The organism is Streptomyces sp. NBC_00568 (assembly GCF_026341855.1).
Lineage (GTDB): Bacteria > Actinomycetota > Actinomycetes > Streptomycetales > Streptomycetaceae > Streptomyces.
Map to the genome: position 1 here is coordinate 137,544 of NZ_JAPENW010000002.1, position 26,580 is coordinate 164,123.

The 26,580-nt window shown below is 65.9% G+C and carries 20 protein-coding genes and 1 pseudogene; 13 read left to right on the forward strand and 8 right to left on the reverse strand.

All coding sequences use genetic code 11. The features are described from left to right. The first annotated feature begins 595 nt into the window (after positions 1-595). The 3 genes and pseudogenes from OOK38_RS32940 to OOK38_RS32955 all read left to right on the forward strand — a co-directional run. On the forward strand, positions 596-1,261 hold the full coding sequence (locus OOK38_RS32940; protein ID WP_266849658.1) for an RNA polymerase sigma factor: 666 nt from the start codon (positions 596-598) through the stop codon (positions 1,259-1,261). Further along, a complete protein-coding gene (locus OOK38_RS32945) occupies positions 1,258-2,346 on the forward strand; it encodes a CU044_5270 family protein (RefSeq protein WP_266849659.1) in 1,089 nt (362 codons plus the stop codon). The genes OOK38_RS32940 and OOK38_RS32945 overlap by 4 nt, the downstream gene beginning before the upstream one ends. Before the next feature lie 2,039 nt (positions 2,347-4,385). Then, positions 4,386-4,768: pseudogene (locus OOK38_RS32955) on the forward strand (transposase); the annotation flags it as partial. A 366-nt stretch (positions 4,769-5,134) separates the two neighbouring features. On the opposite strand, the gene OOK38_RS32960 reads toward OOK38_RS32955, so the two are convergent. Then, positions 5,135-5,941, reverse strand: a complete 807-nt coding sequence (locus OOK38_RS32960; RefSeq protein WP_266849660.1) for a hypothetical protein — start codon at positions 5,939-5,941, stop codon at positions 5,135-5,137. A gap of 23 nt (positions 5,942-5,964) precedes the next feature. Next, positions 5,965-6,498 (reverse strand): RNA polymerase sigma factor, encoded by a 534-nt coding sequence (locus tag OOK38_RS32965; protein WP_266849661.1) that lies wholly within the window; start codon positions 6,496-6,498, stop codon positions 5,965-5,967. Between the two features lie 1,236 nt (positions 6,499-7,734). On the opposite strand from OOK38_RS32965, the gene casA reads away from it, so the two are divergent. From casA to cas6e, 5 genes are read left to right on the forward strand one after another with little or no spacing between them, the layout of a single operon-like run. Then, positions 7,735-9,426, forward strand: coding sequence for a type I-E CRISPR-associated protein Cse1/CasA (casA, locus tag OOK38_RS32970; RefSeq protein WP_266849662.1), 1,692 nt, complete (start codon positions 7,735-7,737; stop codon positions 9,424-9,426). Next, the gene (gene casB, locus OOK38_RS32975; RefSeq protein WP_266849663.1) at positions 9,423-10,097 is read left to right on the forward strand and encodes a type I-E CRISPR-associated protein Cse2/CasB; all 675 of its coding nucleotides are present in this window, start codon (positions 9,423-9,425) and stop codon (positions 10,095-10,097) included. The genes casA and casB overlap by 4 nt, the downstream gene beginning before the upstream one ends. Continuing rightward, positions 10,094-11,311 (forward strand): type I-E CRISPR-associated protein Cas7/Cse4/CasC, encoded by a 1,218-nt coding sequence (gene cas7e / locus OOK38_RS32980; protein ID WP_266850007.1) that lies wholly within the window; start codon positions 10,094-10,096, stop codon positions 11,309-11,311. Before casB ends, cas7e begins: the two co-directional genes overlap by 4 nt. Continuing rightward, on the forward strand, positions 11,308-12,036 hold the full coding sequence (gene cas5e / locus OOK38_RS32985; protein ID WP_266849664.1) for a type I-E CRISPR-associated protein Cas5/CasD: 729 nt from the start codon (positions 11,308-11,310) through the stop codon (positions 12,034-12,036). The genes cas7e and cas5e overlap by 4 nt, the downstream gene beginning before the upstream one ends. Then, positions 12,036-12,812 (forward strand): type I-E CRISPR-associated protein Cas6/Cse3/CasE, encoded by a 777-nt coding sequence (cas6e, locus tag OOK38_RS32990; RefSeq protein WP_266849665.1) that lies wholly within the window; start codon positions 12,036-12,038, stop codon positions 12,810-12,812. The genes cas5e and cas6e overlap by 1 nt, the downstream gene beginning before the upstream one ends. Before the next feature lie 418 nt (positions 12,813-13,230). Here cas6e and OOK38_RS32995 read toward each other — a convergent pair whose 3' ends face one another. Beyond that, complete coding sequence (locus OOK38_RS32995) at positions 13,231-16,377, reverse strand: tetratricopeptide repeat protein (protein WP_266849666.1); 3,147 nt, start codon at positions 16,375-16,377, stop codon at positions 13,231-13,233. A 792-nt stretch (positions 16,378-17,169) separates the two neighbouring features. On the opposite strand from OOK38_RS32995, the gene OOK38_RS33000 reads away from it, so the two are divergent. After that, positions 17,170-17,970 (forward strand): GNAT family N-acetyltransferase, encoded by an 801-nt coding sequence (locus OOK38_RS33000; RefSeq protein WP_266849667.1) that lies wholly within the window; start codon positions 17,170-17,172, stop codon positions 17,968-17,970. Between the two features lie 571 nt (positions 17,971-18,541). Next, a complete protein-coding gene (locus OOK38_RS33005; RefSeq protein ID WP_266849668.1) occupies positions 18,542-18,883 on the forward strand; it encodes an Lsr2 family protein in 342 nt (113 codons plus the stop codon). Between the two features lie 570 nt (positions 18,884-19,453). On the opposite strand, the gene OOK38_RS33010 is transcribed toward OOK38_RS33005, so the two are convergent. Beyond that, positions 19,454-20,461: an alcohol dehydrogenase catalytic domain-containing protein gene (locus OOK38_RS33010; RefSeq protein WP_323178860.1), complete on the reverse strand. Its 1,008-nt coding sequence runs from the start codon at positions 20,459-20,461 to the stop codon at positions 19,454-19,456. Positions 20,462-20,752: 291 nt separating this feature from the next. Here OOK38_RS33010 and OOK38_RS33015 point away from each other — a divergent pair, with 291 nt between their 5' ends. Beyond that, the gene (locus OOK38_RS33015; protein WP_266849669.1) at positions 20,753-20,980 is read left to right on the forward strand and encodes a transposase; all 228 of its coding nucleotides are present in this window, start codon (positions 20,753-20,755) and stop codon (positions 20,978-20,980) included. Between the two features lie 3 nt (positions 20,981-20,983). On the opposite strand, the gene OOK38_RS33020 is transcribed toward OOK38_RS33015, so the two are convergent. The 4 genes from OOK38_RS33020 to OOK38_RS33035 all read right to left on the reverse strand — a co-directional run bounded on the left by OOK38_RS33020 (position 20,984) and on the right by OOK38_RS33035 (position 24,130). Beyond that, positions 20,984-21,478 (reverse strand): hypothetical protein, encoded by a 495-nt coding sequence (locus OOK38_RS33020; protein WP_266849670.1) that lies wholly within the window; start codon positions 21,476-21,478, stop codon positions 20,984-20,986. A gap of 378 nt (positions 21,479-21,856) precedes the next feature. Beyond that, on the reverse strand, positions 21,857-22,417 hold the full coding sequence (locus OOK38_RS33025; protein ID WP_266849671.1) for a TetR/AcrR family transcriptional regulator: 561 nt from the start codon (positions 22,415-22,417) through the stop codon (positions 21,857-21,859). A 119-nt stretch (positions 22,418-22,536) separates the two neighbouring features. After that, complete coding sequence (locus OOK38_RS33030; RefSeq protein WP_266849672.1) at positions 22,537-23,934, reverse strand: amidase; 1,398 nt, start codon at positions 23,932-23,934, stop codon at positions 22,537-22,539. Beyond that, positions 23,921-24,130 carry a hypothetical protein gene (locus OOK38_RS33035; RefSeq protein ID WP_266849673.1) on the reverse strand — a complete coding sequence of 70 codons (210 nt, stop codon included), beginning with the start codon at positions 24,128-24,130 and terminating at the stop codon, positions 23,921-23,923. The genes OOK38_RS33030 and OOK38_RS33035 overlap by 14 nt, the downstream gene beginning before the upstream one ends. A gap of 149 nt (positions 24,131-24,279) precedes the next feature. On the opposite strand from OOK38_RS33035, the gene OOK38_RS33040 reads away from it, so the two are divergent. Together OOK38_RS33040 and OOK38_RS33045 are read left to right on the forward strand one after the other, a co-directional pair. Further along, positions 24,280-25,581, forward strand: a complete 1,302-nt coding sequence (locus tag OOK38_RS33040; RefSeq protein ID WP_266849674.1) for an MFS transporter — start codon at positions 24,280-24,282, stop codon at positions 25,579-25,581. Between the two features lie 10 nt (positions 25,582-25,591). Further along, the gene (locus tag OOK38_RS33045; protein ID WP_266849675.1) at positions 25,592-26,506 is read left to right on the forward strand and encodes an MBL fold metallo-hydrolase; all 915 of its coding nucleotides are present in this window, start codon (positions 25,592-25,594) and stop codon (positions 26,504-26,506) included. Positions 26,507-26,580 lie beyond the last annotated feature (74 nt).

A 26,580-nucleotide genomic window follows, 5' to 3' on the forward strand; every position in this document is an offset into this window, starting at 1 on the left:
GGTCATCCAGTCTCTCCACCTCAAGTAAATCCGCCATCGCGCAAGGCCCGTGATCACACATACCCACGTGAGGCCTCACTGCGCGTGCCGGTACAACCGGTATTCCATTAGCCGGTCGCCTGTCGAAGTTCACCATGCCGGTCTCCCTTGCTGTTGCTGGTCGGGCAGAACCCGCCTCGGACCTCGCACCCGTACTACGCCTGGATACTGCCCACGGATCGACACTGTCCGTTTTGCCCCACCAGGAGAACGAATCGGATCGGCCTGAGCTGCACGCATATCTCCTAGGCACCAACAACCGCATGATCCCAGCTGCGCACCACAGCTACCGCAGCCCAGCAGTCCCGAGCCGCCCAAGTGACCTCTGCCGCGAATACCCCATCCATCAAGGGCGCAGCGTGTGTTGGGGACGAAAACGATCAGCGAGCATTCACGGGCCGGCCCCATGCCAGACCCCCGCTCAAGCAACCAAGCCCACCTGGGACGCTGGAAATCCCTCCCCAATCGGCTGTCGGTCAAGGTCGAGCCACATCTGCCAGCCACGCGCGTGACGGGGATCACGGCTACGCGCAGGGGCTGCCGGACATGTGCCAGCGTGAGCAGCGATATACGAACTCAGGTGCGCGCTGGAAAGCCGCAAGCCTTCGCCAAGCTGTACGAGGCCTATGCGAACACGGTGTACAACCACGCGTTCCGGCTGACAGCAAACTGGGCAGCGGCCGAGGACGTCATGGCGACAACGTTCATGGAGGCATGGCGACTGCACAACAAGATCGATGCCGAAGGCGGTTCGCTGCGCCCATGGCTACTGGGAATCGCGACGAACACGGCCCGCAATCAGTACCGCAGCAACCGCCGATACAAGGCAGCGGTCACGGCTGCCGCGCAGGTTTCAACTGCGGTTCCTGATCACGCTGACGACGTGGCTGGCCGCCTGGACGACCAGCAGCGTATGACGGCGGTACTCACTGCACTCTCGTCGATGCGCAGACCCGAACGTGAGGTGCTGACGCTATGTCTGTTCGAGGGCCTCGAGTACAGCCAGGCGGCTGAAGCACTGGGCATACCGCTGGGCACCGTCCGGTCCCGGCTCTCTCGTGCTCGGGCAAAACTGAAGCGCCTGGCCACGACCGAGCTGACTGGCCGCAGGAGCAGCACTTCGAAAGATGCGGGCGAAAAACGGGAACTCTCAGCGCGCCGCCGACAGGTATTACCGCAGACAACGCATCCGGCCCGGCCCACGCAGAAGGGAAGCGAATGACCCCGAACCCGCCTCACTCCGGCCCCGCAACATGGGATGAAACCGCAGCTCTGCTGCCCGCACCCATGCGTGCTTTGCCCGCGGACCGGCACGAGTTCCACAAGGAGACACTAATGTCGAAGATTGCCCAGGACCGCGAGGCTGGCAGCCCCTCCGCTGCCAAGAGCAGGGGATTCCGGCTGCCGCGCCCGGCCATCACCGTGCCGGTAACAGCCTTCGCCCTGGCCGCAGTTGTCACTGCGGGAGTGGCGTTCAGCGGCAAGTCGGCCGAAGAGCCCCCCGCCGTTGCCACGGGCCCGCTTATGACCACGAAGATCGGCGCTGGATCCGTCGCGGGTGTTCCCGCCCTGCTGAACCAGATCGCGACGGCCGCTTCGAAGGATGGCCACCCCGCTGTCAAGGCAGACCAGTTCGTCTACGTTGAGTCCAAGACCGCCAGTACCAGCATCAAGACCGTGGATAACAAGTCGACAGTAGTCAGCGAGAAGCCCTACAAGCGTCAAGTCTGGGCCTCACCTGACGGCGTCAACGGATGGCTCATCGACCCCACGACCAACGAAAGCGCCAAGGGAGAAACCCTCAACCTCCCGGACGAGCAGGGCAACACCCCGAAGGCCGGATTCAATCATCCCTCATACGACTTCCTCGCCAACCTGACCACGGACCCCGACGAACTGCTGAAGCTGATCTACAAGGAGACCAAGGGCCAGGGCAACAGCCCGGAACAGCAGGCTTTCGCCACCATCGGCGACCTGCTCGGTGAGACCTACCCTCCCGCTGCCCTGTCTGCCGCACTGTTCAAGACGGCCGCGAAGATTCCCGGAGTCGTGCTCGTCAAGAACGCACGAGACGCTGCCGGCCGCGAGGGCATCGCCGTGGCCCGCCTCGACGAGGCAAGCGGCCAGCGCGAAGAATGGATCTTCAACAAGGAGACCTACACGTTTCTCGGCCAGCGCATCCTGCAGGTCAACCAAGCCAGCGGCGAGGACAGTCTGATCAAGCCCGGCACGATCACGTTCACCAGCGCGATCGTCCAACGCACCATCGTCAGCAAGATCAAGGAAGTCCCCTCACAGACCGCCTAACGTCCCAGCTCTGCCGTCTACAGACACGACACTCCCGCCTTCCTCTGACGCAGGACTCCCCGTAAACCCGTTGAAGGAGTCTCGCCCCTCTCTACACGACCGTTTCGGCCAGGGCACCACAGTCATGCTCGCCCCACTGCAGAAGCACGGGCCCATACGTGGCTGCCACCGCGTAGTTCAGGGCGAAGAACGGACGCAAGGTAATAGAGCGTTCCGCAGCGACGAAACGCCTCTCTCCCCGTGCATGCGGGGGTCGATCCCAACCCAACTTGGCCGCCCCTTGGCGACTGTCCACTTGATCAGGACTGGCCGCACCGTGCGGCCTCGAGCCTGCTCTAGGCCCAGGGCACGCACAGCAGTGCGGAAGCCCTCGCAATAGGAGTGGCCCATCTGGATGACCCGCTGCTGGCCGCTCCACCAGCTGGAACGGCTCACCGACCAAATCCTGGCGCCCTACCTCCTGTTGCCCGAGATGCGCCGCGCATTGAAGTTACCGGAGCTGATGGACGGTGCAGTGGCGTTAGAGGGGGAGGGTCTTGGTTAGAACACTTCTCGTCAGAGTGGCGAATCCGAATCAGCAGGATAGAGCGGCGAGACGCAGCCAGCCGCGGTCGGCAAGTCTGACCAGCATCCCGCGCAGAGCTTCCTGCTTGCCCGAACGCTGACGCCGGCTCCCAGCGTTTCGCTGACCTCCCGGGCCACGAGGGTCGGGCATCCTGGTGCACGACTGCGAGGATGCGTCGGCAGTCCAGCTGGAGTGCGGCCTCCTCCACGCCCGATGTGCGGTGCGGGATCAGCATCACCGCCTGTACGCCCACATGCCCGGTCGTCACCGCGGACGAGGCGCGTTCGTCGGTGCTGTTCCCTCGCACGCTCAAGGACCCCTTCGACGACGGCGAGTTCGTCCCGTTCGGCCCTTCCGTCAGATGCCTAAACGGCTGTTCTTCGAGTTCGTCCAGTTCCGCGCGCCGCGCGGTGATGCCTTCCAGCGTTCGGGATCCAGGATGCATCGGATCGTAAGGGGCCGCCCGGCTATTGCGAGCAGGAGTCGGTGGTCCGAACCTTCATCGGTGGCCGATGAAGGCGAGCTCGACTCATTCGAGGAATACAACGCTCAAAGCCACGGTCACGGCTGGCAAGGCCTGGCCGGGCCGAGTCACGAGTCCGCTCCCGCAGGCCCGAAAGCGTCGACAAGCTCCACTTGGGATCAGCGGTCGGCACTTTCGTCGTCACAAGCACCGGCCTCAAGGCCCTCACGACCTGGCCGTTTCTCCTGCACCCGGCCTACCACGACCGCGAACTCCTCAGCGAGTGCATCCTGACGGCCGACCCACGACTCCTACCCCGATGATCCCCTGAGTGGGCCCAGGCCAAGCCGGAGCCCGAGGCCACCTCAAGCCGTCTTCGAGAGCACCCGATCCCGCTGCTGACCTTCAAATCGCGGTGCCGCGAGGTGAGGGCTGACAGCTGGTGATCCCAGCGGTGTGCCGTCTTCATCGGTACGCGCGGGGTGGCGGGCTGACCGTCAAGCGGCGGGCGTTTCGGGAGCGACTTCGGACAGAGGCGGCCGAGCGATGCGCCGCGCGGCGACGATACCGCCGTCGTCGCTCATGACCTGCGGGTCACCCTCCGCTCCGTGTAGCGCGAGCGGACAGGAGGGGGCGGCGGTGAGACGCGGCTCTCACGTCGAAGGGACCAGCGTCCCTACCGCTGCTGAGCGACGAGTTGTTCGCGGTCCTGGAGGGGGAGTTGGACAAGGGCCCAGTCGTGCACGGCCGGCCCGACCAGACCTGGACACTGGCAGGGATCAAGACCCTGCCCTGACCAGGCACCGGTTCAGTTCCACGGGAGGTACACGAACAGGATGTTGCGGCCCTGCTCAAGCGGCACTGCTGGACCTGCCAGCCCCCCGCCCGCCGTGCCCTCGAACGCGACGGAACAGTGGTGGCCGGCTGGGTGAAGGGGACCTGGCCACACGTCGAAGGATCGCGGCGCGCCTCCACGCCTGGCTCGTCTTCGAGAACGAGGCCGGCTTCTCGATGAAGCCGCCGACCGCCCGCACATGGTCCCGCCGCCGCACTCCCGCCGTTCACGTGCGGGGCTGCTCCCGCCGACGATTGTCCGTCGCCGCCCGGGCCTGCTACACCTGGCAGCCCTCCCGATTGATCTACCGGCCCTGCCGGACGCCCGGCCCGACGGACGAAAATGCTTCTCCGGGAAGGATTACCGCGACCCGATCCAGCCCGCGCACGAGCAGCTCGCCGGCCCGATCGTGCTGGAGTGGGACAGCCTGAACACCCACCTGACGGCTGGGATGCACCGCTACATTGCCGAACGGGACTGGCTCACCGTCTACCGAATCCCGCCCTCCGCACCCGACCTCAACCCGGCCGAGGGCATCTGGTCGGTACCGCAGCGCACCGCCGCGGTCAACCGCACGTACGCCAAGAGCTTGTCGCAGCCCTGCCGCACGATCGAGGATCTCCCGGCCAGAACGCGCGGCTCCACGTCACGACGGGCAACGCGCGGCAGCACCGTGAACTGGCCGACGACACCAGATCACGCTCAGGGATGAGCAGCCGCCCATCCCAGCAAACGGATCCAAAGCTTCGGAACAGGGACCCTCGAACCTGCAGCCACACATCCGAGCCGCTCACTCCCGCATTCAATCTTCCCGAGGCGGCCAGGAGCGAGCCCGGATACACAGCTCAGTCGTGGTGCACTTCCAGGCGACCCGTCGGGCATGCCCTGGTGGACGGCTCAGGTCGATGCGCGATCGGGACGCCCTCTACGACCCGTCCACGACTGTTTCTGCGGGCACCGTGCGGGTGGTTCCATTGGTGAGGGTCAGAGTGACGGTTCCCGTCAGCAGCCCGTCCGGGTTGCCTCCAGGCCACCAAGCGGTCCAGCGGCCGTCCTGAACAGTCGCGTTGACACTGCGGCCGCTGTCCTTCACGGTGACCTTGGCAACATCGGGGCCGACCGATCCCAGGGCGTAGTTGAGCCGGGAAGAGCCACTACCACCGGCTCCCAACGAATCCACCGTGATCGCCTCGTCGGCTACCCGCGCCGCCACCCCATCAACGGCCATCAGGAATGCCGATCCATCCGAGCCCGCCAGGCAGTACTGGGTGTCGGCCCCACGCGTGATGATCATGGATGCGACGGAACCCCGGATGTCCGCGTTGGAGATGACCGCCGCGGTGTCCTTGCCGGCCCCCTCCGCCGAGGTACCCAGGCACAGCTTCTTAGCAGCAGCGCCTTCCGGGGTCGACGGGCTGAGTGCAGTGGCATTGGAATCCCAACTGGCCAGTTCCGCCGACGACAGCGGCCCCTGGTCCGCCCGACCGAGTAGCTCGTCGCCGTAGATGCCGAGCACAGTCACACTTGCCACAAGGCCAATGCCTGCGGTGAATACAATGCGCCGAGCAACCGGGCGGCGAGAGGTCGCTCCGGCGGGCTTGCGCGCGGGCTGCTCAGTGTCTTCCATCACACTCAGCAGCAGGACATCGCGCCGATCGGTCTCTGTATCGGACAGCCCCCGCCGTGGGGCGGCATCCAACTCAGCCAGGCGGAGGAAAAGGTCGTTGCTCACGGTATGTCTCCTTTAGGTGCGAGTCAGCGAGTTGCTGCGAGGGACACGTCTGCCTGACGGTCCGGATCGACAAGTCTGGCCAGACGCCGTCGAGCCCGGGTCAGACGCATGGCAAACGTGGCGCGCGAGCAGCCCAGAACCTGACCTGCCTGCTGAGCCGTGAGCTCCTCCCACACGTGGAGAGACAAGACCTCCTGATCGCCCTCGCTCAGGGCCTGCCAAGCAGCAGAGAGTCCCAGGCGGTCATCGACCCGCCCCGCAAAGTCAGCCTTCGAGTCATCACCGTCAGCCCTGAAGGTTTGCTGAATACGCACGACGAGTGAGGACTGCCGGCGCATGCCGCGACCGGCGTTGAGCATCACGTTGCGGGCTGTGCCGAACAGCCACGGCCGAGGGTCGTCGGGCAACTCGTGCCGGCGGCGCCAGGCGGTAAGGAACGTCTCACCCACAATGTCATCCACGTTCATCGGATGGGCCCGGCGGCTCACAAACCGCAGAACGTCCTCGTAGTGAGCCCGGTACACGACCGTGAACAGGGCTTCGGTATCAATCGCCATGACGTCCTCTCGCTGGGTCTACCGCTACATGTCCGCACCCCGGGCAAGTGCAACACCCGACTCTGCGCGTGAAGGACGACGCCGCTCGCCGTCTTGGGCGCGGCGTGGAGCCCGCCAGATGAGGCACTGTGTGGTCCTCATGCAGACAGGGGTTATCCGCAGTCGGGCGATGAGGGGCCGCGTTTCCTCGTGGTCCCCGCACCGGCGGGGTGACTTCAACGCGGGCGATGCTGCCGCTCATGAACCAGTCCCCGTACAGGACAGGGATGGTCCGGCCAGTGGTCTGTCCGGCCGCGCGGATTCTGCGGGGGTCCCCGCAAAGACGGGGACGGCCCTGCGCTTGTGTGGATCATCGCGCTGGCGCTCCAACTCCTCCCCACGCAGGCGGGGTGAACGGGTTGTCCAGCCAGGCGTGGAGCAGATCAGTCGCTTGCCGCCCCACACCGAAGTGGATGCCACGACGGCGGGCGCAGATCGGCAGTCTCCAACTCATCGACAGCGCCGGTCACGCGCGCCCCAGCGAGACTTGATCAAGATGAACGCGCCGCCCGGTGAACCAACCGCGAGTACTCCTCGTAGCGGCACATGAGAGACCGGAGCCAGCGTGATAGCGCAGCCGCACCACCCCTCTCAGAAACCCGAGACAACAGGCCGGACTATGGAGGGCTGGATGCGGACGACAAAACGCTATGCCGTACGTAACGTGACCGCCGATGCATCCGCTGAGTAGCGTTCAATGATCGCGCTACATGTCTCACCAGGGCCAGAGCTGCCTTCCCCCTGGCCACACCGCGTGCTGGCAGCGTTGCAGTCCTGGTACGCCACCGCAGCCATCACACACGGCAACGCCTGCCGGAGCATGCACAGATCGCAGGCACGACCCTGGCAGCAACAACACTCTTCGGCAATTGCCCGACGCGGCAGCGCATTGCACTGCCAGTCACCATCTCCACCTCGGCGGTCCGCCGCGGTGCCCGCCGGCCACCGTCTCCGCTTGCGCCGGGTCGGGTACCGCACCCACGCTGCGCATGCGGTCCTCCCCCACCTGCTGCACGCTCCAACCGATATGAGACCAACGGCGGTTGTAGCCACCGCAGCGGGACAGTTGACGACCGCCGTCGCCGTTGCCCGCAACAGATGGCCGCTGCTCCTCAACAGACCATGATCGCGAAGCAGCAACGACTGCTCACGTCGCCCCGATGCAGTACGGCGTGCGGTGCGGACAGAAGGTGACACGTGGGTGACAGCAAACGGGACCGGACGCACGGGCCGTTGTCGTTCGACTTGACGAACCGGCCGTGGATTCCGGTCCTGCGTCAGGACGGCACGCAAGGTGAGATGTCGCTGCGCGAGGTATTTGCCCACGCTGGGAGCCTTCGCCAGGTCATCGGGGATGTGCCCACCCAGGACTTCGCGCTCCTGCGTCTGCTGCTCGCGCTCGCCCACGACGCACTGCGCGGTCCTGCAGACATCGATGCCTGGACCGGCCTGTGGGCCGATGCGGATTGCTTCGCACCGCTGGAGCCCTACCTCGACGCCCACCAGGAACGCTTCGATCTGCTGCACCCGGTAACGCCGTTCTTTCAGGTGCCCGAGCTGCGGACCATACGCGGCAACATCGCCTCCCTCAACCGCATCGTCGCTGACGTACCCAACGGACAGCCGTTCTTCTCAGCGCGCATGCCGTCGGTGGAACGCCTGAGTTTCGCAGAGGCTGCACGGTGGGTGGTGCACACGCACGCGTATGACACCTCCGGCATCAAGACCGGTGTAGCCGGCGATGACCGGGTCAAGGACGGCAAGGTGTACCCGCTGGGAGTGGGCTGGGCGGGCAGCCTCGGTGGAATATTCGTGGAAGGCGGCACACTGCGCGAAACCCTGCTGCTCAACCTGGTCGCTGCCAATGAGGGCGGACTGGAGAGGCCAGCCAGGGACCTGCCTGCGTGGCGACGCGAGCCGTCCGGGCCGGGGGCTGGCCCAGTCCGTCAGCCGTCCGGGAGGTGCGACCTCTATACCTGGCAGACGAGGCGGCTGCGCCTGGATTACGACGTCAGCGGTGTGACCGGAGTCGTTCTCGGCTACGGCGACCCCCTTGCCCCGCGAAACCTGCACGCCTGTGAACCGATGACCGCATGGCGGCGCAGCGAGGTGCAGGAGAAGAAGCTCGGTCAGGTACCCGTCTATCTGCCCCTTGAGCACGATCCGGGCCGGACCCTGTGGCAGGGCCTGTCCTCGTTGATGATGGATCGGCCAGGGGCGGCTGCCGGCTCTGAAGCCGCGTCCCGGATGCGGCCAGGCGTCCTGGAATGGGTGTCCCGGCTGGTCACATCAGGGGTCCTGCCACACCATTTCCAGATCCGTGCTCGCGCCGTCACCGCGGTCTACGGCACCCAGCAGTCCGTGATCGACGAGATCATCGACGATGACCTGTCCATATCTGCAGGCCTACTGCACCAACAGAACCGCGCCCTGGCAGAGCAGGCCACCGGGGCCGTGACAGACGCCAAGAACGCAGTCAACGTGTTCAGCGACTTCGCCGCCGACCTGACGCGGACGACCGGGGCGGATGGAGAGGCAGCGCGCGCGCAAGCCCGCGACCTCGGCTTTTCAGCAGTGGACGCTCCGTTCCGGGTCTGGCTGAGCAGGCTGGCCGACACAGAGGACGCCGATCGGGATCGTGACTGGTGGCGGCAGGAGTTGTACCGCCTCTTCAGCCACCTCGGCGATCAGATGCTCGCTGCGGCTGGCGATGCCGAGTGGAAGGGGCGGATCACGGCCACAGCCAAGGGCACTGTGTGGTTGAACTCTGCCTATGTCGACGGATGGTTCCGGTACCGGCTGACAGCTGCACTGAGCTCACCGTCCTCCAGCAATTCCAGTGCATCGAAGGCCCCCACGGGCTCCGGCGCAGAAGAGGCACTCTCGTGACCACCGCAATCGGCCTCGGCCTGCCATATCGGGTGCGGCAGACAGTCTCGGATCACATCGCCAAGTGGCAGCACGGCTACTTGGCCGACGAAAGCCACGCTGTCAGGGCTGTGGCCCGGCTACGCCGAGGCGTCCCCGACGGATTGGGCCTGATCAACACCAGTGCCCTGCATGAAGGGGACGCCGATGCCGCCCCGCAACCTGACAAGGAGCAGATACAGCATGCCGAAGAGGCCGTAGTCACCGCATTGACCATGTGGGCCGTGCACCAACAAGCCCAGACCTCTGCCATGCACCGAGCGGGCAGCGCAGAATCACCTGGCGACCTGGGCCGGGCACTCCGCCAGCTGATGCCCCCCGGCACCCTCAACGAGGCCGTCGTCAAGCGACTCATCAGGGCAGGTACCACCCAGCACCTCGCCGAACTCGCGCAATCCCTGCGGGAGATCGTGCAGCTCTTGCGCCAAGGCCACATCCCCCTGGATTACGCCCACCTCGCCGCCCAGCTGTACTCGTGGCAGCAGCCCGGCGGCCGGAACGCCGTGCGCCACGAATGGGGCCTTTCCTTCCACTCGTACTACATCAAGGAACCGAGATCGCACAACCAGACGGCCGCCACCGCCTCTCGTTCCCTCCCTGAACCCGAATCCACCGTATGGGACGCTTCGTGAACCGCCTCTTCCTCGACATCCACGCCCTGCAAACCGTGCCACCCAGCAACCTCAACCGCGATGACACCGGCGCTCCGAAGACAGCCGTATACGGCGGAGTCCCCCGAGCACGAGTCTCCAGCCAGGCATGGAAGCGGGCTACCCGCTCATACTTCTCTGACGAACACCTGCTGGAGCCGAGCGAACTCGGCGTCCGCACCAAGAAGGTCGCCGAGGTTCTCGCCGCCCGCATCACCGCCCTCGATCCCACGATCGACCCGGCCGAAGCGGTACGCCTCGCTGCAACGGTCATCCAAAAGGCCACCGGCTCCACTATCGAGGTAGCGAAGCGGACCACAGCAGCGAAGACGTCAGACTCCGATCTGGAATCAACAGGGCACACCGAGGCAGCACCGACCTCCAAGTATCTGATGTTTCTCAGCAACCATCAGCTCGACGGCCTGGCCGCCTTCGCCCTCGAAGGTGCCGCGGACATCGCAACCTACTTGAAGGACAAGGCAAACAAGGCACGTGCCAAACAGATCGCTGACACCCGCCACTCCGTCGACATCGCCTTGTTCGGACGCATGGTCGCCGATTCCGCCGACTTCAATGTCGACGCGGCCGCGCAGGTCGCGCACGCCATCAGCGTGCACCGCGTCAATACCGAATCGGACTACTACACCGCTGTCGATGACAGGAACACCAGCGCGGAAAGCGGCGCAGGAATGATCGGCACCGTCGACTTCAACTCCGCCACCCTCTACCGCTACGCAGCGGTCGGCATCCACCAGCTCGCCGAGAGCCTCGGCGACGGACTCCGTGACGATGCACCCCTCACCACACCGGTTCGCCGAGCCGTCGAAGCCTTCGTCCACGCGTTCGTCGCCTCCCTGCCCACCGGAAAGATCAACACCTTCGGTCACCACACGCTGCCCGACGTGGTCGTCATCAAGCTCCGTACCAGTCGCCCCATCAGCTTCGTCGCCGCCTTCGAGGAGCCCATCACTACCGAGTCCGGCGGCTTCCTGCGAGAAGCCTCAACACGCCTGGCGGACTTCGTCCCGGAAATCGAGCGCGCTTACGGCGACGAGTCCTCGACCCGAACCTGGGTCCTGCGGGTCGGCACCGCCACAACCAAGCTCGCCTGCATGGGCGAAGAACTGCCCAGCCTGTCCGACCTCGTCAAGGAAGTCGGCCAAGCCGTCGCCGAACACATGATCACGACCTCGTGAGTACCCTCACCATGCTCCTCGCCGCTCCGCTGCAGGCGTGGGGAGCGTCAGCACGGTTCGCGCGCCGCACCACCGAGTCTGCCCCCACCAAGAGCGGCGTCATCGGCATGCTCGCTGCCGCGAAAGGCATGAAGCGCGACGACAACACGACGCTGACCGCACTCGCCGAACTCCGCTTCGGCGTACGCATCGACCAACCCGGCACGCAGCTGCGCGACTACCAGACCGCGCAACACCAGGTCACGAAGAAGTCCATGCCGGTCTCGGAACGCTTCTACCTTGCCGATGCAGTCTTCGTCGCCGCAGTCGAGGGCGAGACCACGCTCCTCAGCGAACTCGACGCTGCCCTTCGAGCACCGATTTACCCGCCCTATCTCGGCCGCCGGTCCTGCCCACCCGCCAGGCCCATAAGGCTCAGCCTGCACCAGGACACCGACCTTGCCCAGGCACTGCGCACCGAGCCCTGGCAGGCCTCCGGCTGGTACCGCAGGCAGCAACACCGACAGGCGACTGTGACCCTGAACCTCCTGCGCGAAGCCCTGCCACACGAACACAGCTCCCACGCGCCACGAGACCAACCCCTCAGCTTCGCCGCCGAGCACCGCCAGTACGCCCTGCGCCGCGTGATCACGGAAACGACACGTGTTCACAACCCGGACAGCACAGCCAACCGCCCTGACGTACCCGAGCACGACCCCTTCGCCGCCGTGGAAGAAACCGCCTGATGTACCTCACCCGCTTTCGCTTTAACGCTGCACGCACAGGGGCTCGACGCCTCCTGTCATCCCCGCAATCACTGCACGCGGCGGTGATGTTCTCATTCCCCGACCTTCTGCCCAACACCGGCACTGGTCCGAGTCTGTCCGAGAAGCCCCGAGTGCTATGGCGTGTGGACCGCAATGCCGCAGCCGATGTCCTTCTCTACATCGTCAGCCCCGACCAGCCCGACCTGACACATCTGGTGGAACAAGCAGGCTGGCCGGCAGCCGCCAAGGCCAACCCCGACAAACCCGGCTGGCAGAGCCTGCCGTACGAACCCTTCCTCAACCAGCTCACGGTCGGCTCCTCCTGGGCATTCCGGCTCACTGCCAACCCCGTGCATCACATCCGCCGCCAAGACACTGAACCCACCAAACGCACCGGGCACACCACCCCCCTGCACCAGATGAAGTGGCTGCTGGATCCGGCACGACAAGAGAATGCAGGCTTCAGAGTCTGCAAGACGGCAGACAACCCTGGGCTGCTGCCCAACGGGTCCGCACACCCGGGCGACAACTTCGAACTCGCCGTACGTGACCAGCGCATCCTGTCCTTCACCAAATCCCGCGCTGCCGCTCGTCAGAGCCCGCCGATCACGCTGCTCACCGTCACCTTCGACGGAAGACTTGAGGTAATGGACCCCGAGCGGCTACGCCTCACCCTTGCCAAAGGCCTGGGCAAGGCAAAGGCCTACGGCTGCGGCCTGATGACCCTGGCGCCCGCGCCCACCACATCTCGATGACCAGATCTGACCGCACGAGGTAGCTCCAGGACCGCGGGCTGAGACCGACCCCGACAGCCCCACTGTGGACCTCGAGCCACGTCCCATTCTCAGTGAGCGCTGTGCATCGTGAAGTTGCAGGTCACAGGGCTGGTGTGCGCCTCTTGCCGTGCTCGCGCTGGGCGGAGGCCTGTGTCCGCGTTGGCGAGCATGACCGGGCGGCTGGGGCCGTTCTCATCAGCGTTGCCGCTCCAGAGTGAGGACGGCTGTGGCGCTTGACATCGTACGGTTCCGCTTGGGTCCGCAGCCGCCCCAAGGACCGAGCGCACCGGTTCGGGGCCGCTGGAGTGCACCTCCAAGTCGCCTGCCCCCGTTGATCAGTGCGCGCTGGCCTGGGTACCTGGATACGTACACTCGGCGAGAGCGATGCAGGGTGCCGTCAGCTGTCCACCACAACTTCAGACCCCGCCTCGTCCGTGTCGTCCTCCGCTTCGCAGCCAACCGTGCGCAGACGTTCGGCGGCCTCGTGCTCTCCCCGCCCGTCGAGCACTCCGATCAAGGCCGCCCCCGCTCCGCTGGTGCCAGCGTGCACCTCGTCGTACAGAAGGTCCACGTCGCCCTGTTCCACGAGCGACTCCAGCAAAACCGTCGTGGACAACCAGTCGCCACCGTCCACGTCCTCGCGCAGTCTCGCCTTGTCCCCCGTTCTGGCCTCCAGTTCGACCAGCTGTATCTCGGCGAAGTCGTCCCTCGCCGCCCTTGAGCGCAGCGTTTCCGCGTCCTCCAGCGCCCCAAGGAGTTTGGCCATCCTGTGGGCGGCTCGTTCGTCCCCGCTGTCGGCGAGTGGTTCGAGCAGCGTCACGGCTTCCTGTGGCCGGCCCGTCTCTACCAGGAGTTCGGCGAGTTCGCGCGTCACGCAGGGGTGGGGTGGCGTGGCCCGCAGCAGCTTCACCCCCTCTCCAGGACGGCCCAGCCACTGCAACCGGAGAGCGACGGCGACGGCGGCGTACGGGTCGCCCGCCTTGGCTGCCGCTCGCAACCCCTGGAAAGTTCCGAACGAGGCGACGCGCTCCTCCCGGTATCTGGGCCCGTCGAGCACCCACCGATTGACTTCCTCCTTCGGACGACGAAAGAACCGGAACAACCTCGCGAGGCTGGATCGTCGGCGGTTCCAGACGTACTGCCGGAGCATCCTCCTGTGCTCTGGCGATCCAGGATGCTCCGACAGCAGCTCGTACAGTTCGTGGCGGGTCAGGGGGTCCCCCGCGTGGAGAGCGCTCCGCAGCACGGCCACCGCCTCCGCGTACTCCTCGTAGGGCAGATACCGGGCCAGCAGCGTTCCAAGTTCCGTGGCCACCCTGGGATCGTCCCTCCAGAAGGGGCGCAGGACCTCGATCGCCTCTTGGTACTTGCCCTCACGGACGAGGAGTTGGCTCAATGCGCAGGCGGCGTCGGAGTGCCCCGCGGCGACGTAGGTCCGCAGCACCTCCTCGCTCGGATCGAACGTCAACAGCGTAAGGAGTGCGTGCTCGGCGGAACTGTCCCCGCTATCGGCGAGAGATCGCAGTTCCTCCGCGTCGCCTCGCGCTCTCAGCAGTTCGGCTCGGGCGTCTTCCACAGAACTGGTCACTGCAACCTCGGGCATTCGCACAATGCGGAGAGCTTCATCCACTTCCCCGAGGTCGACCAGCAGGCCCGCGACCCATCCCGTGATGTAGGGATCGGAGTGCGCGTCAACGCCTAGGCGGGCCGCCCGCAGGGCCTCATCCCGATCCCCTCTTCGGTGCAGCAGCCTGCCCAGCGTCACCGCTGCCCAGGCATCGCCGCCGACCGCGCGCGCCCACAGCTCTTCGGTGTCGTCCAGACCTTCTAGCGTTTTCGCCAGTTCGTATGCGGCCCAGTGATCGTCGTCCGCCACGCAGCGGAATACCGGGAGGGCTTCCCGGGCGCGTCCGATCGCCACCAGGCGTTTCCCTAGTTCCCGTACCCGTTCGACACCCGCAGGGCGTACCCGGGATTCCACGAGGCGCTGCGCCTCTTCGTACTCTCCCCTGAGGATGAGGAGTTCTGAGAGCGCGGCAGCCGCGTCCGTGTCACCGTCGGCGAGGGGCCCGTACACCGATTCCGCCGTTCGGTACAGCAGTCGGTGGTGGGCTGCCCGCGCGAGGCGCATACGGTCCTCGGGGGCGTTCGTACCGTCGATCAGCACCTGCCAGGCTCCCAGGGGCAGCCGTCGGTTGCGGCGTTGGCGGGTCAAGTGCTGCAGGAGGTAGTCCGCCACGGTGTATCCGCGGATGGCACGCCGGTCCGTACTCACCAGGGCGATGAGTGGTGCGGTGGCCCGATCGGCCGGGCGGTCCCGGCTGGCGAGTTCCGCGACCGCGGAGTCGAACCAGTGGTCGTCAGGCAGTATCTCCGCAGTGAGTTCGCGTGCCACGGCGCGCAGCAGGTCAGGCGCGAGCGGTCCGTGGACACCCAGGCGGCGGGCATCGACGGCCGCCTCGACGACCGCTTTGTGGAGACGGGTGGACTGTTCATACCGACGGATGAGCTGGGGAGCTCCGGCCAATACCTCTGTCACGTTGTAGTCGGGGTCGTCCATAGCGCGCGCGATCCGGGGGTCCCGCGCGGCCTGGCCATCGGCTCTCGCCCGTTCCCGTTCGGAAAAGGATTCCAGGGCGATCATCGTCACGCCAGCAGCGGACAAGATGTCCACCGCCCGCTGGTGACGCGGCACTCCCGGCGTTCCTTCACGGACCGGCTCAGCCGCTCGAAGCTCAGCGGCATACTCCGGCCACAGCGTGCCCAGGACGACGACAGGTGTGTCGGCCGACAGCAGCTTGCGCAGGGCCGAGGCGGTGAGCGGCGCGTGTCCGGACTCGTCATCCGCAACGAAGTACGGACCGGGCAGGAACCGCTGCAACTCATCCAACCAGACGACGGTATGGGGCAGCTCGAACGTGGCGTCGGCAACGGCGTTGACGAGCCCTCCGTCTCCGAGGTCAGGGGCGAGGACCGCGAAGTCGGACAGCTCCCGCCGCGCGGACTCATACAGCAGCCGGGATTTGCCGACGCAGGATCCACCGACGAGGACCAGGGCCCCACCGTCCCGCGCAGCGGTGCGCATCCAGGCGCGCACCTGCTCCCCCGCCTCACGTTCGACGAACACGGGCAGGTCCGGATCCAGGCCGACCCGACGAAGCCTTTCCCTACGCCGGAGGCGCGCCAGCACCCCGCCACCTCTAGCAGCCCGGGCAGTCGCGCCCGCCGTGTCCCACCCGTCGTCCCGCCGGGGAAGGCTGATCGCCTCGTGGACACGCAGATCACGGGCACGGGCACCCCGGTCACCGATTCGCACCAGGCCTTCCTGACGGCCCACGTGACGGCGCAACCGGTCCACTGTCTGCTGTTCCGCCTCCGCGTACGCCTGCCGGCGAGCCACCCACGACTCCGCCCACCAGGCTCCAGCTGCACCGACCGCCGCAGCGACCGCCACAACGAGCCAGGGGGGGCACCAGGCGAGCCATGAGGGCATCTCCTTCGACTCGAGCAACGCCACCACCGCGGCGACCGCTCCCAGTGCCACGACCGGAGCAACCACCTGTCGCGCCCTCACCCGAAAGACCCGCGCCATCTTCCGCCCCCGTCCCCGGCCACGAACATCTCAGCGTAGAGCCGACGAACCGCACCGGGGAATCCATGAGGAGCGACCCAGAACGCGGCACGACCCTCATTGAGCGGGCGAACCCGCGCCCGGACCAAAGCAAGCGACGGACCGGTGCAGATCGCCAGGATGCACAGCCAACTCCTCGGCGATCACGTCCAGTTCACTGCGGGCCGCGTGATCCTCTCCAGATCCTGTATCCCCGCACCCTCCTCGCGACCTCTCGGCGTACCTGCCCGGTGACGGATCGTAGGAGCGTTGCCACAGTGAGCGCAGCAGAACTGGAGAACGGCCCCAGCCGCCCGGTCAGACTCTCCAACGCGGACACCGGCCTCCGCCCAGCGCGAGCACGGCGAGAGGCGCGCACACCAGCCCCGTGACCTGCAACTTCGCGATGCACAGTGCTCAGTGGTCATCAATGTGCTTCCAGAGCAAGTCGAACAGCAAATCCAGTGAGGGCACCGGTGGAAGAATCTGATCCGCATCAGGGAACGATCTCGGCTGCGTCTTCCGCGTCGACTGGTCAATGGTCTGCCTGCTGATGACCACGGCACTGCGGACCCTGCACCGGACTCACGCGTGCCCAACGGCCAGCAAACCCCTGATGTGGACCGAACCGCAAAACCCGGGCATGGAGTATGAACCACAGCCTCCAAGAGGCCGTCATGCCTTTTGATCGAATCTAGATATACCCGGCGATTCCTAGGGGCTTCAATGACGGACCTTGCCGATTCAATCGAATCCATGCACCAGCTCGCTACGGGCTGGCGTGCCATAGTGCTCGACCGGGAACCGGATGCGGATGTACGGGACCTACCAGGTATTGCCGTTCGCTGGGCCGACTGTCCGTTCGCCTTCTGGAACTGCATCACATTCACAGAGGTAGGTGCGGACACGGTGCTCATCAAGCAACGTCTGCACCAGGCAGCCGACATCATGCGCTCGAAGAAGCACCCTGGCTTCCTGTGGATCTTCGAGGGGCTCCTCGACGAGGAAGCCATCGCAGCGCTGGGACCAGCAGCCGAGCGAGCAGGCTTCGAGCACGCCTTCCCCGGCACCGGCATGGCTGGCAACCTGCTCCCCCTCCCTGAACCGACCCACCCCGACTTGGCCTTCGTACGCGTGACCACGGACGAACACCTGGAGGCGTACGCGGATCTCAACTCGCGCGCCTACGGCATGGCCCTGGAGGACGGCCGCAACGGACTCGTTGGCTCCACGCTGTGGAAGAACCAGGTATATGCCTACCTGGGCATGCGCAACGGCGTTCCCGTGACATGCGCTGCGGCCATGGAAGTCGACGGCCGCCTCTTCGTCGTCCTTGTCGCCACACACCCGGACTGGGAGCGCAAGGGGTACGGCGAGGCAGTGACACGGAAGGCACTCCACGAGGGCACCCAAGCTACCGGCCTGATCCGCGCCACCCTGCACGCAACGGTTGCTGGTGCGCCTGTCTATCCTCGCATCGGCTTCAAGGCGAACTCACCCATGCACTTCTTCAGTTTGAAGGACTGAGGAACACCCCGCCGCCGCGGCTCTGTCCACGTCATCAGAAAGCGTCCGTACGGCGCTTCCTGATGACGTAGAAGCCGCAAGGCTGGAGTTGCGGCACCCTCGACAGCAGATGTCGGGTCGCGCGAATCTGGAGTCCGCCATCCAAATCATCTCGCCGGGGTAGGCGCGGCCCCGGCGGATCGACAGCCTCGGCGAGCCACCTGTCTCCTCACCCTGCTTGCACGACCGAAAGGCCCTTGAGGCGGAAGCACCCCTGCGGCACCGCCGGTAGGCAGAGCCCATCGCGAGGACGGCTCCCCTGGCCGGCCGGCGTAAGCCCTTACTGATCAGGCCTTCGCACGATCTGATATGCCTACGCGCGGATGCGCACATCCACCAACCCGTGTGAGCTCGAGCCCAGCAGCCCTTACGCGGATCCAGGAAGCCGATCCCTGACCCCCCGGTCTGCTCACCACCGCGGGTGATGAGCTCCACTTCCAGGAGCTGGAAGTGACTGCCGTCGCAGGGACTGACGGTTGCCGACCAGCCGTTCTTGATGCAGAAGGAGTCGAGATCCCCTTATAGTCAGCGCATGGTCCAGAAGGTAATTACGACACTTGTTGATGACGTGACTGGCGAGCAATCGCAGGACATCGCCACCCACAGCATTCTCGTGGATGGGGCTGGGGTCGAGATCGATCTCACGGATGAGAACTACGAGAAGCTCCTTGAAATTTTGAATCCCTACCTCCACGCCGAAGGCGCTCGTCGAGTTCGCGCAGGCACGAAGCCGAAGGCTAAGACCCAGACAACTACCGCCAGCAGGGACGAATCCTCCGCGATGCGGGCCTGGGCCAGGGAAAACGGCTACGCGATCAGCGATCGCGGACGAGTGCCTGCCGCGGTGCGCGAAGCTTACGGAAAGGCCAAGTGAGCTGCTAGTCCTGGGCCGTGTCTGACCATGCGCCGAGCATCGTGCGGCAAAGGGGCCCCTCATGCCTTCCGAACGCGCAACGCGGGTCCCATGCCGGACGTCCCGCGCGGTAAGAATGGTCAGACACGCCCTCGCGCTTCAACCCGGGGGTCATTTATGCCATTGACCCAAAGAATTCGAACCTGTCGCAAAATTGTGCCAACCGGGCAGGTTTATTCAGCATCTCTTCACGTGATGCCCCGGACATCTCATCGCTGTCAAGGCATCCGCCTTTCTGGCCACGTTCCGCGCCGCCCAGAAGTCTGCTCCTGATAGACCACTACGCCACGGAGGGGCGCCCGTGACGCCGTCGCCGCCACGTGATGAGAGCCGGAAGTGGACCACTCGGACAGGGAACCTTGCTCACGTGTGCTGCACCCGGAACCCGGACCGAGAGCACGTCGGCCACGATCATGCTGGGAGTAGCCGACCACGTGGGTTCTCGGGCCGGACTGCCCGCGCCTGCAACCGGCTCGCCCTCGATCACCGGTCGGCGCTCGGGCAGAGGCCCCGCGCCGTCCGAGTATCTCCTCAGTCGAATATGACCAATGGTTTTTCTGGCAGCTGAAGCAGTGCTTGGGGCAGGTCGTCGAAGTGAACCGTCTCGCTGAAAGCCAGAGTCGGATCAATCTTTTTCGATGCAAGCATGCCAAGAACAGCGGGCAGGTGGGGGGTGATGTCGGGACGCCCGGTACTGAACGTTACGTCGTCCATATACATCGACAAGAGCGGGAGTGAGATTTCCTCGAAGTAGATTCCGATACTGTGGCAGTGCCCGCCCGGAGCGGTCGCCTGAAGCGCCCTGTGCAAGCCTTCAGGAGCTGCCGACGCATCGATCACGACAGGGTATTTGCTCCTGCTCAGCTCTCTCACATCGCTTACGGCCTGTGCCCCATAGGTGCTCGCAATGGAACGCCGGCGCTCGTCGCTGTCGACGTATGCAACTTCTTCGCTACCGAGCTGTACAGCGAATGCGGATGCGTACAGTCCATGCGTTAGGCCACCAATGACGAGAACTGGTTCAGTAGGCCTGGTCCGCAGTCCACGAAGAACCGCGCCGTAAGCGTCAGTCAAGCTGTCGGAAGCAGCTGCCGCTGATGCCGGTGTCACACCTTCTGGTATTTTGATGAGGTTGTTCTTGGCCCAGGGAACCGAAATGAGTTCGCTGAACATACCTCCCCAGTGGCCTCCAATAGGCAGCCCGAACATTGCATACGGGGGCGTCTGCTGGCAGCGAGTGGGGTGACCTGTGACGCACAGATCACACATGCCGCAGGCGATGTGCCAGGGAACCACAACGAGGTCACCCACCCGTAACCCCGCGCAGTCGTCACCCAGCGCAACAACGCGCGCTACGCATTCGTGCCCGAGAGCGAAGGGGCCCTGGAAGGGCGTGAGCCCAGCGATGGCGGCTCGATCAAGGTCACAGGTTGTCGCCGCGACAGGCGCGACTATTGCTTGATCTGCGCTTCCTATCGACGGATCTTCCACGTGCGCCCAGCGGACATCGTGCGGAGCGGAAAACTCGAGAAATCTCACGTTCGTTCCTGCCTGTTACTTTCCGCCGAAATGACACGAATGATGGGGGATGGTCATCGTTCGACGCGTTTTGGCGCGCAGCCGCCCGATTCCAAGGCGGCCAGCATACGGCACCAAGCGACCAAGATCACGAGGTTCCGCGAGTCCAATTTCCCTTTCAGGCAGGCGAGTTGAACATTCGGGTGCGGCCAGTGCCACGCTGCGTAGCAGGTCGCATGCCACTGCCTCGCCACTCAAGAGACCAGGAAGCTCGGTGAGTTCCGCCCACGCGGCTAATGCGGGAGTTTTTCGATGCCAACGCCCGACTGGCTCACCCTTCTCCAGTTGCCGACGTACACCCCGGACCTCAACCCGCAGAAGGGCATCTGGTCGCTGGTGAAGCGCGAGATTGGCAACCTGGCCGCCGCCGGCCTCGGCCAGGTCACCCGCGCCGTGAGGCGCAAGCTCAAGATGCTCCAGTACCGGCCGGAGGCCATCGGCGGCTGCCTGGCGGGTACGGGCCTGGCTCTGTCGGCGTGATCGTCAGAAGAAGCCGAAAAAGCGAGCCCACCAGGTGGGCCGCTGTACTTGCGAGGGCAGTCGGCTCGGCCCGTCGTAGTCGCTTTCCAGCAGTTCCTCGGCAACTACTACATAGCCGAGCTCGACCAACGCCCGGTTGACCTTGGCAAGGTCAGCGCCGTCCAACTCGCCTTCGGCCTGAGCTTCCTCCGTTCCGAGGAAGGCACCCGGGTTGTCCGCGCAGACGAGCGCCAGTGAGCCGAACTTGCTCACGCAGACGACGATCCGGGTTCCCCGTACGGTCGCGTCAGCCGGCACGACGACGCGTCCGTACTCGCTGGAGTCCTGGGTGTCCTGCTCATCCGTGCAGCGAACTGCGAAGTCGCCTTCGAGTCGGGTCAGCAGACCACCGAAGCGGGCTGCGGCCTCGCCACGGTCGTAGTGCTGCGGCCACTCCAGCCACTCCGGATCATCAAGCTCGCGCAGCAACGCCAGCAGATCCGCTTCGCTCTCGGTCATGCGCTCATCCTGCCGAGCCAGCCACAGGCGGAGCGGCTCGGGGTACCACCACTGTCCCCGTCCCCGACATCACCCATGCAAGTTCAGTAGTTCGCCACGTTGAATGAATCTGCAGCAGCCCAACGCTCCTCGCGAATTGCTGAGCTCCGTGCCAACGGCGGGGCGGCAGCACCGCTGCGCTTCGGCATACAGCACGGGCCCTGCGGGCGCGCAACTGTCGTGTGCGTGCAGTGCTGCGTAAAACGTCGGCCCTGAGCGCCCGCCGGGCACTGCCGGGATTGAAGAAGCCTCCCCGGCCCGCCGGGAGCCATCAATCTGCTCGCCTCCTTCAGCGGGCCGGCGATGTTCACCTGCGATGCCGCTGCGGCGTCCGGTGTCTCAGGATGCGTCGAGGGCATGTTCCACGAGATCGCGGGCGTAGGCAGCGTCAAGCAAGCTCGGCCGGAACAGAATGCGGTACATCATCGGGGCCACGACTCGGTCGATGACCCGCTCCACGTCGGGTCCTGTCTCACCCCGCCCCGCGGCGCGGCCCAGCACGATGTCGATCTGGTCCGCTGCGTAGACCGAACACTGGCCGGCGTTGCTGCCATCAGAGTCGCCGAGCAGCGCATCGCGAATGTAGGCACGTCCTGTGGGAGACGCCATCTCTTCGAGGAACTGTTCGGCCCAGGCTCCGAGGTCCGCACGGAGGCTGCCGAGATCGGCCGGGGGTGAGTCAGGGCGCAGATACTGCACCGCAACATCGGACAGGAGTTCCTGCAGGTCCCCCCACCGGCGGTAGATCGTCGAAGGTGTCACTCCGGCGCGGGCTGCTACGAGAGGGACGGTCAGCGTCTCCCGGCCCAGCTCGGCCTCCAGTTCACGGACGGCCGCGTGGACCGACTCCTGTACGCGGGCGCTGCGCCCTCCCGGGCGCACCATGGGTTTGGGGCTCATGACATCCACCCTAATGCGAAATCGTTGCTTCTAGGAAGCTTGATGCCTCCGTGAAGCCGGGGGCAGGCCTGCCCCCGGCTGGAAGGTCTTCGTCCGGGAACTCTGGCAACGTGGCTCGTTCAGACCTCAATGGGAGCAAGCCGTCCCGCTCCGCCATGCGCTTCTTCATAGGCGGTTCCCACACGCAGCACTGTCGCCTCGTGCAGGGGGCGGCCCATCAGCTGCATACCGATCGGCAGCCCGTCCTGGTCCTGCCCCACGGGCATGGTGAGCGCCGGAATTCCCGTGATGTTGGCCGGCGCCGACAGTCGGACGTAGCTATCGGATACGGCTTCCGCTGTTCCGTCCGCCCATTCAACGGTGTCCTGTTCGGAACTGGCGGCTGTCATCGGGACGGCCGGGGCTGCGATTACGTCGACCGTGGCGAGCATGGTGGCCCAGGCGTCTCGCATGAGGGTCCGCGCACGCTGGGCGCGCAGGTAGTCTCCGGCCGATACCAGCTCACCGGCCTCCAAGAGGATGCGGACGTCCGCCGCATAGCGGTCGGGCATCGACCGAAGGGTGCGCTCGTGGTAGGCGGTCGCTTCGGGCACCATCAGGCCCCACTGGGTGGGCTGGATGTAGCGCGTCATGGGGATCTCGACTTCGACCAGTTCCGCGCCGAGCTTCTCCAGCTGTCCGATGGCCTGCCGTACGGCCGCTTCGACGTCGGGAGTCACCCGCTCGAAGTAGTAGTTGCTCGGAACGCCGACCCGCAAGCCGGTCAGGTCGCCCCTGTCCTTCGGGAGGTAGTTCGTCGTAGGGACGGACAGGCTCGCCGGGTCACGCGAGTCATGCCCCACCAGCGCGCCTAGTACGAGAGCCGCGTCTCGCACGGTACGGGTGAGGGGGCCGACGTGGTCCAGGGACCATGACAGGGAGGTCACACCGTGCCGGGGGATCAGGCCGTAGGTCGGTTTGAGTCCGACGACGCCGTTGAGCGATGCGGGAACGCGGATGGATCCGCCGGTGTCCGTGCCCAGGGTGAAGGTGGCTTCTCCCGCCGCCACTGCCACGGCAGAGCCGCCGCTCGATCCGCCTGCCACCCGGTCGTGATCCCAGGCGTTGTTGGTCTGGGGTGTGGTCAGGCCGTAGGCGAATTCGTGTGTGTGGGTCTTTCCCAGCAGCACGGCGCCGGCCGCAGACAGGCGCGCGGCCACGGTGCTGTCGCCGACTGCGACATGGTCTGCCCTGACTTCCGAGCTGGCTGTGGTGGGCATGCCGTCGGTGTCGATCAGGTCTTTGAGCGCCATGGGGATGCCGTGCAGCGGGCCGCGAAGGCGCCCTGCGGCGATCTCGTGCTCGGCCCGGGCGGCCGAGTGGCGTGCGGCTTCGGCAATGACGGTGACGTAGGCCTGGAGCCGCCCCTCGACGGCTTCGATGCGGTCCAGTACGGAATCGGTCAGCTCGACGGGAGAAAGTTCCCCTGCCTGCACGGCCTGTGCTGCGTCAGCGAGCGACAGCTCAAAGGGCTTCATTTTGGTCCTCCCGTACTGCGGTGTAGGTGGCGGCTGGCGGCGTGTCCCCGAAGTCCAGCTCGCGCAGGACGGCGATGACTGCCTGGATGTGATTGGCGGTCGCGGCGACTCCGGCGTGGCGGTCGCCGCCCAGGTCCAGCCCGGCGCGACGTGCCCCTTGGGCCGCCTCGTCGGGGGTTAGTTCGGCTGTGTTCATACGTGGCCTCCAGGTCATCTGTGTCACGTCGCCTGGACCGGGGTCCGCTTGCCGCAACCAGAAAAAGCTAACCGTTTGCTTTAACGGACGATACGGCCTACGTTGGATTAACGCAAACCCGTTGCTTTAAGCGTCAGGGAAGGAAGCCCATGCAGAGCGCCCTCGAGGGCCAGACCCCACCCCGCACACACTTCTCAAGGCGCTGGCCGTTCCTGCTCAACGCCTCCATCCTGGTCGCACTCCTCGCCGCATCCAGCGCACCGACCCCGCTGTACTCCATCTACCAGGCCCAGTGGCAGCTCTCCTCCCTGACCGTGACCGTGATCTTCAGCGCCTACGCGCTGGCACTTCTCATCGCGCTGCTGACCACCGGCACCCTCTCCGACCACATCGGACGCCGGCCAGTGCTCATCACCGCACTCGCACTGCAGATCGTCTCGATGGCCATCTTCGTCATCGCCGACGGCGCCGGAACCCTGATCGTCGCCCGCGTCCTGCAGGGGATCGCGACCGGCGCAGCCACCAGCTCCGCAGGCGCGGCACTCTTGGACCTGGAAAACCCCGCACGCCCCGGCAGCTCGGCCCTCGCCAACAGCATTGCACCCGTTGCAGGCATGGCCACCGGAGTCATCTCAACCACAGCCCTCATCCACCTGGTCCCCGGCCCGACCGTCACCGTGTACCTGCTGCTGATGGCACTGTTCGCCGCCCAGGCCCTCGCCCTCGCCTTCACTCCAGAGACCACCCAGCTTCGCCCCGGAGCTCTGCAATCCATGCGCCCGCATCTGGCTCTGCCCCCGGCCGCCCGACGCGCACTCGCCCTCAACAGCGCCGGCATCATCGCCGTCTGGGCCCTGGGCGGCTTCTACTCCTCGCTGGGCCCCGCCTTCACCCGGCTCATCTCCCCCGACGGCCCGCAAAGCGCCGGAGGGCTCGTGTTCTTCACCCTGACCTCCACCGCAGCCCTGACCGTATGGGCCACCCGCCGGCTTCCGGCCCTCACCGCTGCCCTCCTCGGCAGCTCCGCAGTAGCCCCCGCAATGGCGCTGTCCATCACGGCCCTGCACTTCTCGAGCCCCGCCCTCCTGTTCACCGGAGCAGCCCTGGCCGGATTCAGCTTCGGTGCGGTCTCGCAGGGTGCCCTCCACAGCGTCCTGGCCACCGTGTCGGCGCAGGAGCGCAGCGGGACCCTCGCCTCCTACTACGTCCTCAGCTACCTCGCCATGAGCCTGCCCGCCATCGCCGCCGGCGCTCTTGCCACGCGCTACGGCCTGTCCACCACAGCCCTCTTCTACTCCAGCACTCTGGCGATTCTGGCCATCGGCGCAGCCGCAGCACTCGCGGCGGCCATGCGCACCCACCCCCGCACAGCCAAAGCCGCTCCTGCCGCCCCGGCCCTCACGCCTTCGGCCTCACCGCACGCTTCCCGACTGTTGACCCGCCACCCCTGAAGGAACCGCCATGCCCACCACATCGCACCTGCACCCCCCAGCACCGACTTGGACCGTGGGAGACGTCACCGTCCACCGCATCGACGAAGTCGCCCTTCCCAAGCCGACCGCCCCCTGGCTGCTGCCCAACGCCACCCCCGAGGTCGTGTCCCAGGCACCCTGGCTCCGCCCGGACTTCGCTGACGAAGAGGGCATCCTGCGCCTGGCCAGCCACAGCTTCGCCCTCGAGATCAACGGACTGCGCGTACTGGTCGACACTGGCATCGGCAACGGCAAGCAGCGGGCGAATCCAGCCTGGGACAACCTGAACACCGACTACCTCAAGCGCCTGACTGCGGCCGGCTTCGACCCGGAAACCGTCGATCTCGTCGTCCTCACCCACCTCCACACCGACCACGTCGGCTGGAACACCCGCGCCGCAGGCAGCACGTGGGTACCGACCTTCCCCAACGCCCGCTATCTCACGACCCGCACCGAATGGGACTACTGGGCAGGAACGGACATGGAAGAGGCCCGGCGTCAGATGTTCCGGGATTCCGTGCACCCCATCAAGGACGCAGGACTGCTCGACCTCGTCGACGTCCCCAGCGACGGTGCAACCATCGCACCGGGACTACGCCTGGTACCCACGCCGGGCCACACACCGGGCCAAGTGGCCGTGGAACTCCACAGCCACGGCGAGAGCGCACTCATCACCGGCGACTGCATCCACCACCCCGTCCAGATGCTCCACCCCCACCTGGGCAGTTGCGTCGACATCGACCCGGCACAAGCGATCGCCTCCCGCGAGGACATGCTCCGCAAGCTCTCCGGCACCCGCACCCTGCTCCTCGGCAGCCACTTCCCGCCGCCCACCGCAGGCCACGTCATCCCCGAGGGCGACACCTACCGACTCGCCCCGGTCCCGCCCCACGTCCCCAGCTGAGCTCCGAGAGATCCCGGCCTGGAACACCACCCAGCTTCCAGGCCGGACAACCCCCGCCCTCAACAGCCGCCCGC

Bases quoted from the DNA above. Each gene is read 5' to 3' on its own strand.
- OOK38_RS33040 (WP_266849674.1), top strand. From the start codon at position 24,280: ATGCAGAGCGCCCTCGAGGGCCAGACCCCACCCCGCACACACTTCTCA.
- OOK38_RS33005 (WP_266849668.1), top strand. From the start codon at position 18,542: ATGGTCCAGAAGGTAATTACGACACTTGTTGATGACGTGACTGGCGAG.
- OOK38_RS33045 (WP_266849675.1), top strand. From the start codon at position 25,592: ATGCCCACCACATCGCACCTGCACCCCCCAGCACCGACTTGGACCGTG.
- OOK38_RS33030 (WP_266849672.1), bottom strand. From the start codon at position 23,934: ATGAAGCCCTTTGAGCTGTCGCTCGCTGACGCAGCACAGGCCGTGCAG.
- OOK38_RS33020 (WP_266849670.1), bottom strand. From the start codon at position 21,478: ATGACCGAGAGCGAAGCGGATCTGCTGGCGTTGCTGCGCGAGCTTGAT.
- OOK38_RS32945 (WP_266849659.1), top strand. From the start codon at position 1,258: ATGACCCCGAACCCGCCTCACTCCGGCCCCGCAACATGGGATGAAACC.
- OOK38_RS33025 (WP_266849671.1), bottom strand. From the start codon at position 22,417: ATGAGCCCCAAACCCATGGTGCGCCCGGGAGGGCGCAGCGCCCGCGTA.
- OOK38_RS33000 (WP_266849667.1), top strand. From the start codon at position 17,170: ATGACGGACCTTGCCGATTCAATCGAATCCATGCACCAGCTCGCTACG.
- OOK38_RS32965 (WP_266849661.1), bottom strand. From the start codon at position 6,498: ATGGCGATTGATACCGAAGCCCTGTTCACGGTCGTGTACCGGGCTCAC.
- cas6e (WP_266849665.1), top strand. From the start codon at position 12,036: ATGTACCTCACCCGCTTTCGCTTTAACGCTGCACGCACAGGGGCTCGA.
- OOK38_RS33035 (WP_266849673.1), bottom strand. From the start codon at position 24,130: ATGAACACAGCCGAACTAACCCCCGACGAGGCGGCCCAAGGGGCACGT.
- OOK38_RS33015 (WP_266849669.1), top strand. From the start codon at position 20,753: ATGCCAACGCCCGACTGGCTCACCCTTCTCCAGTTGCCGACGTACACC.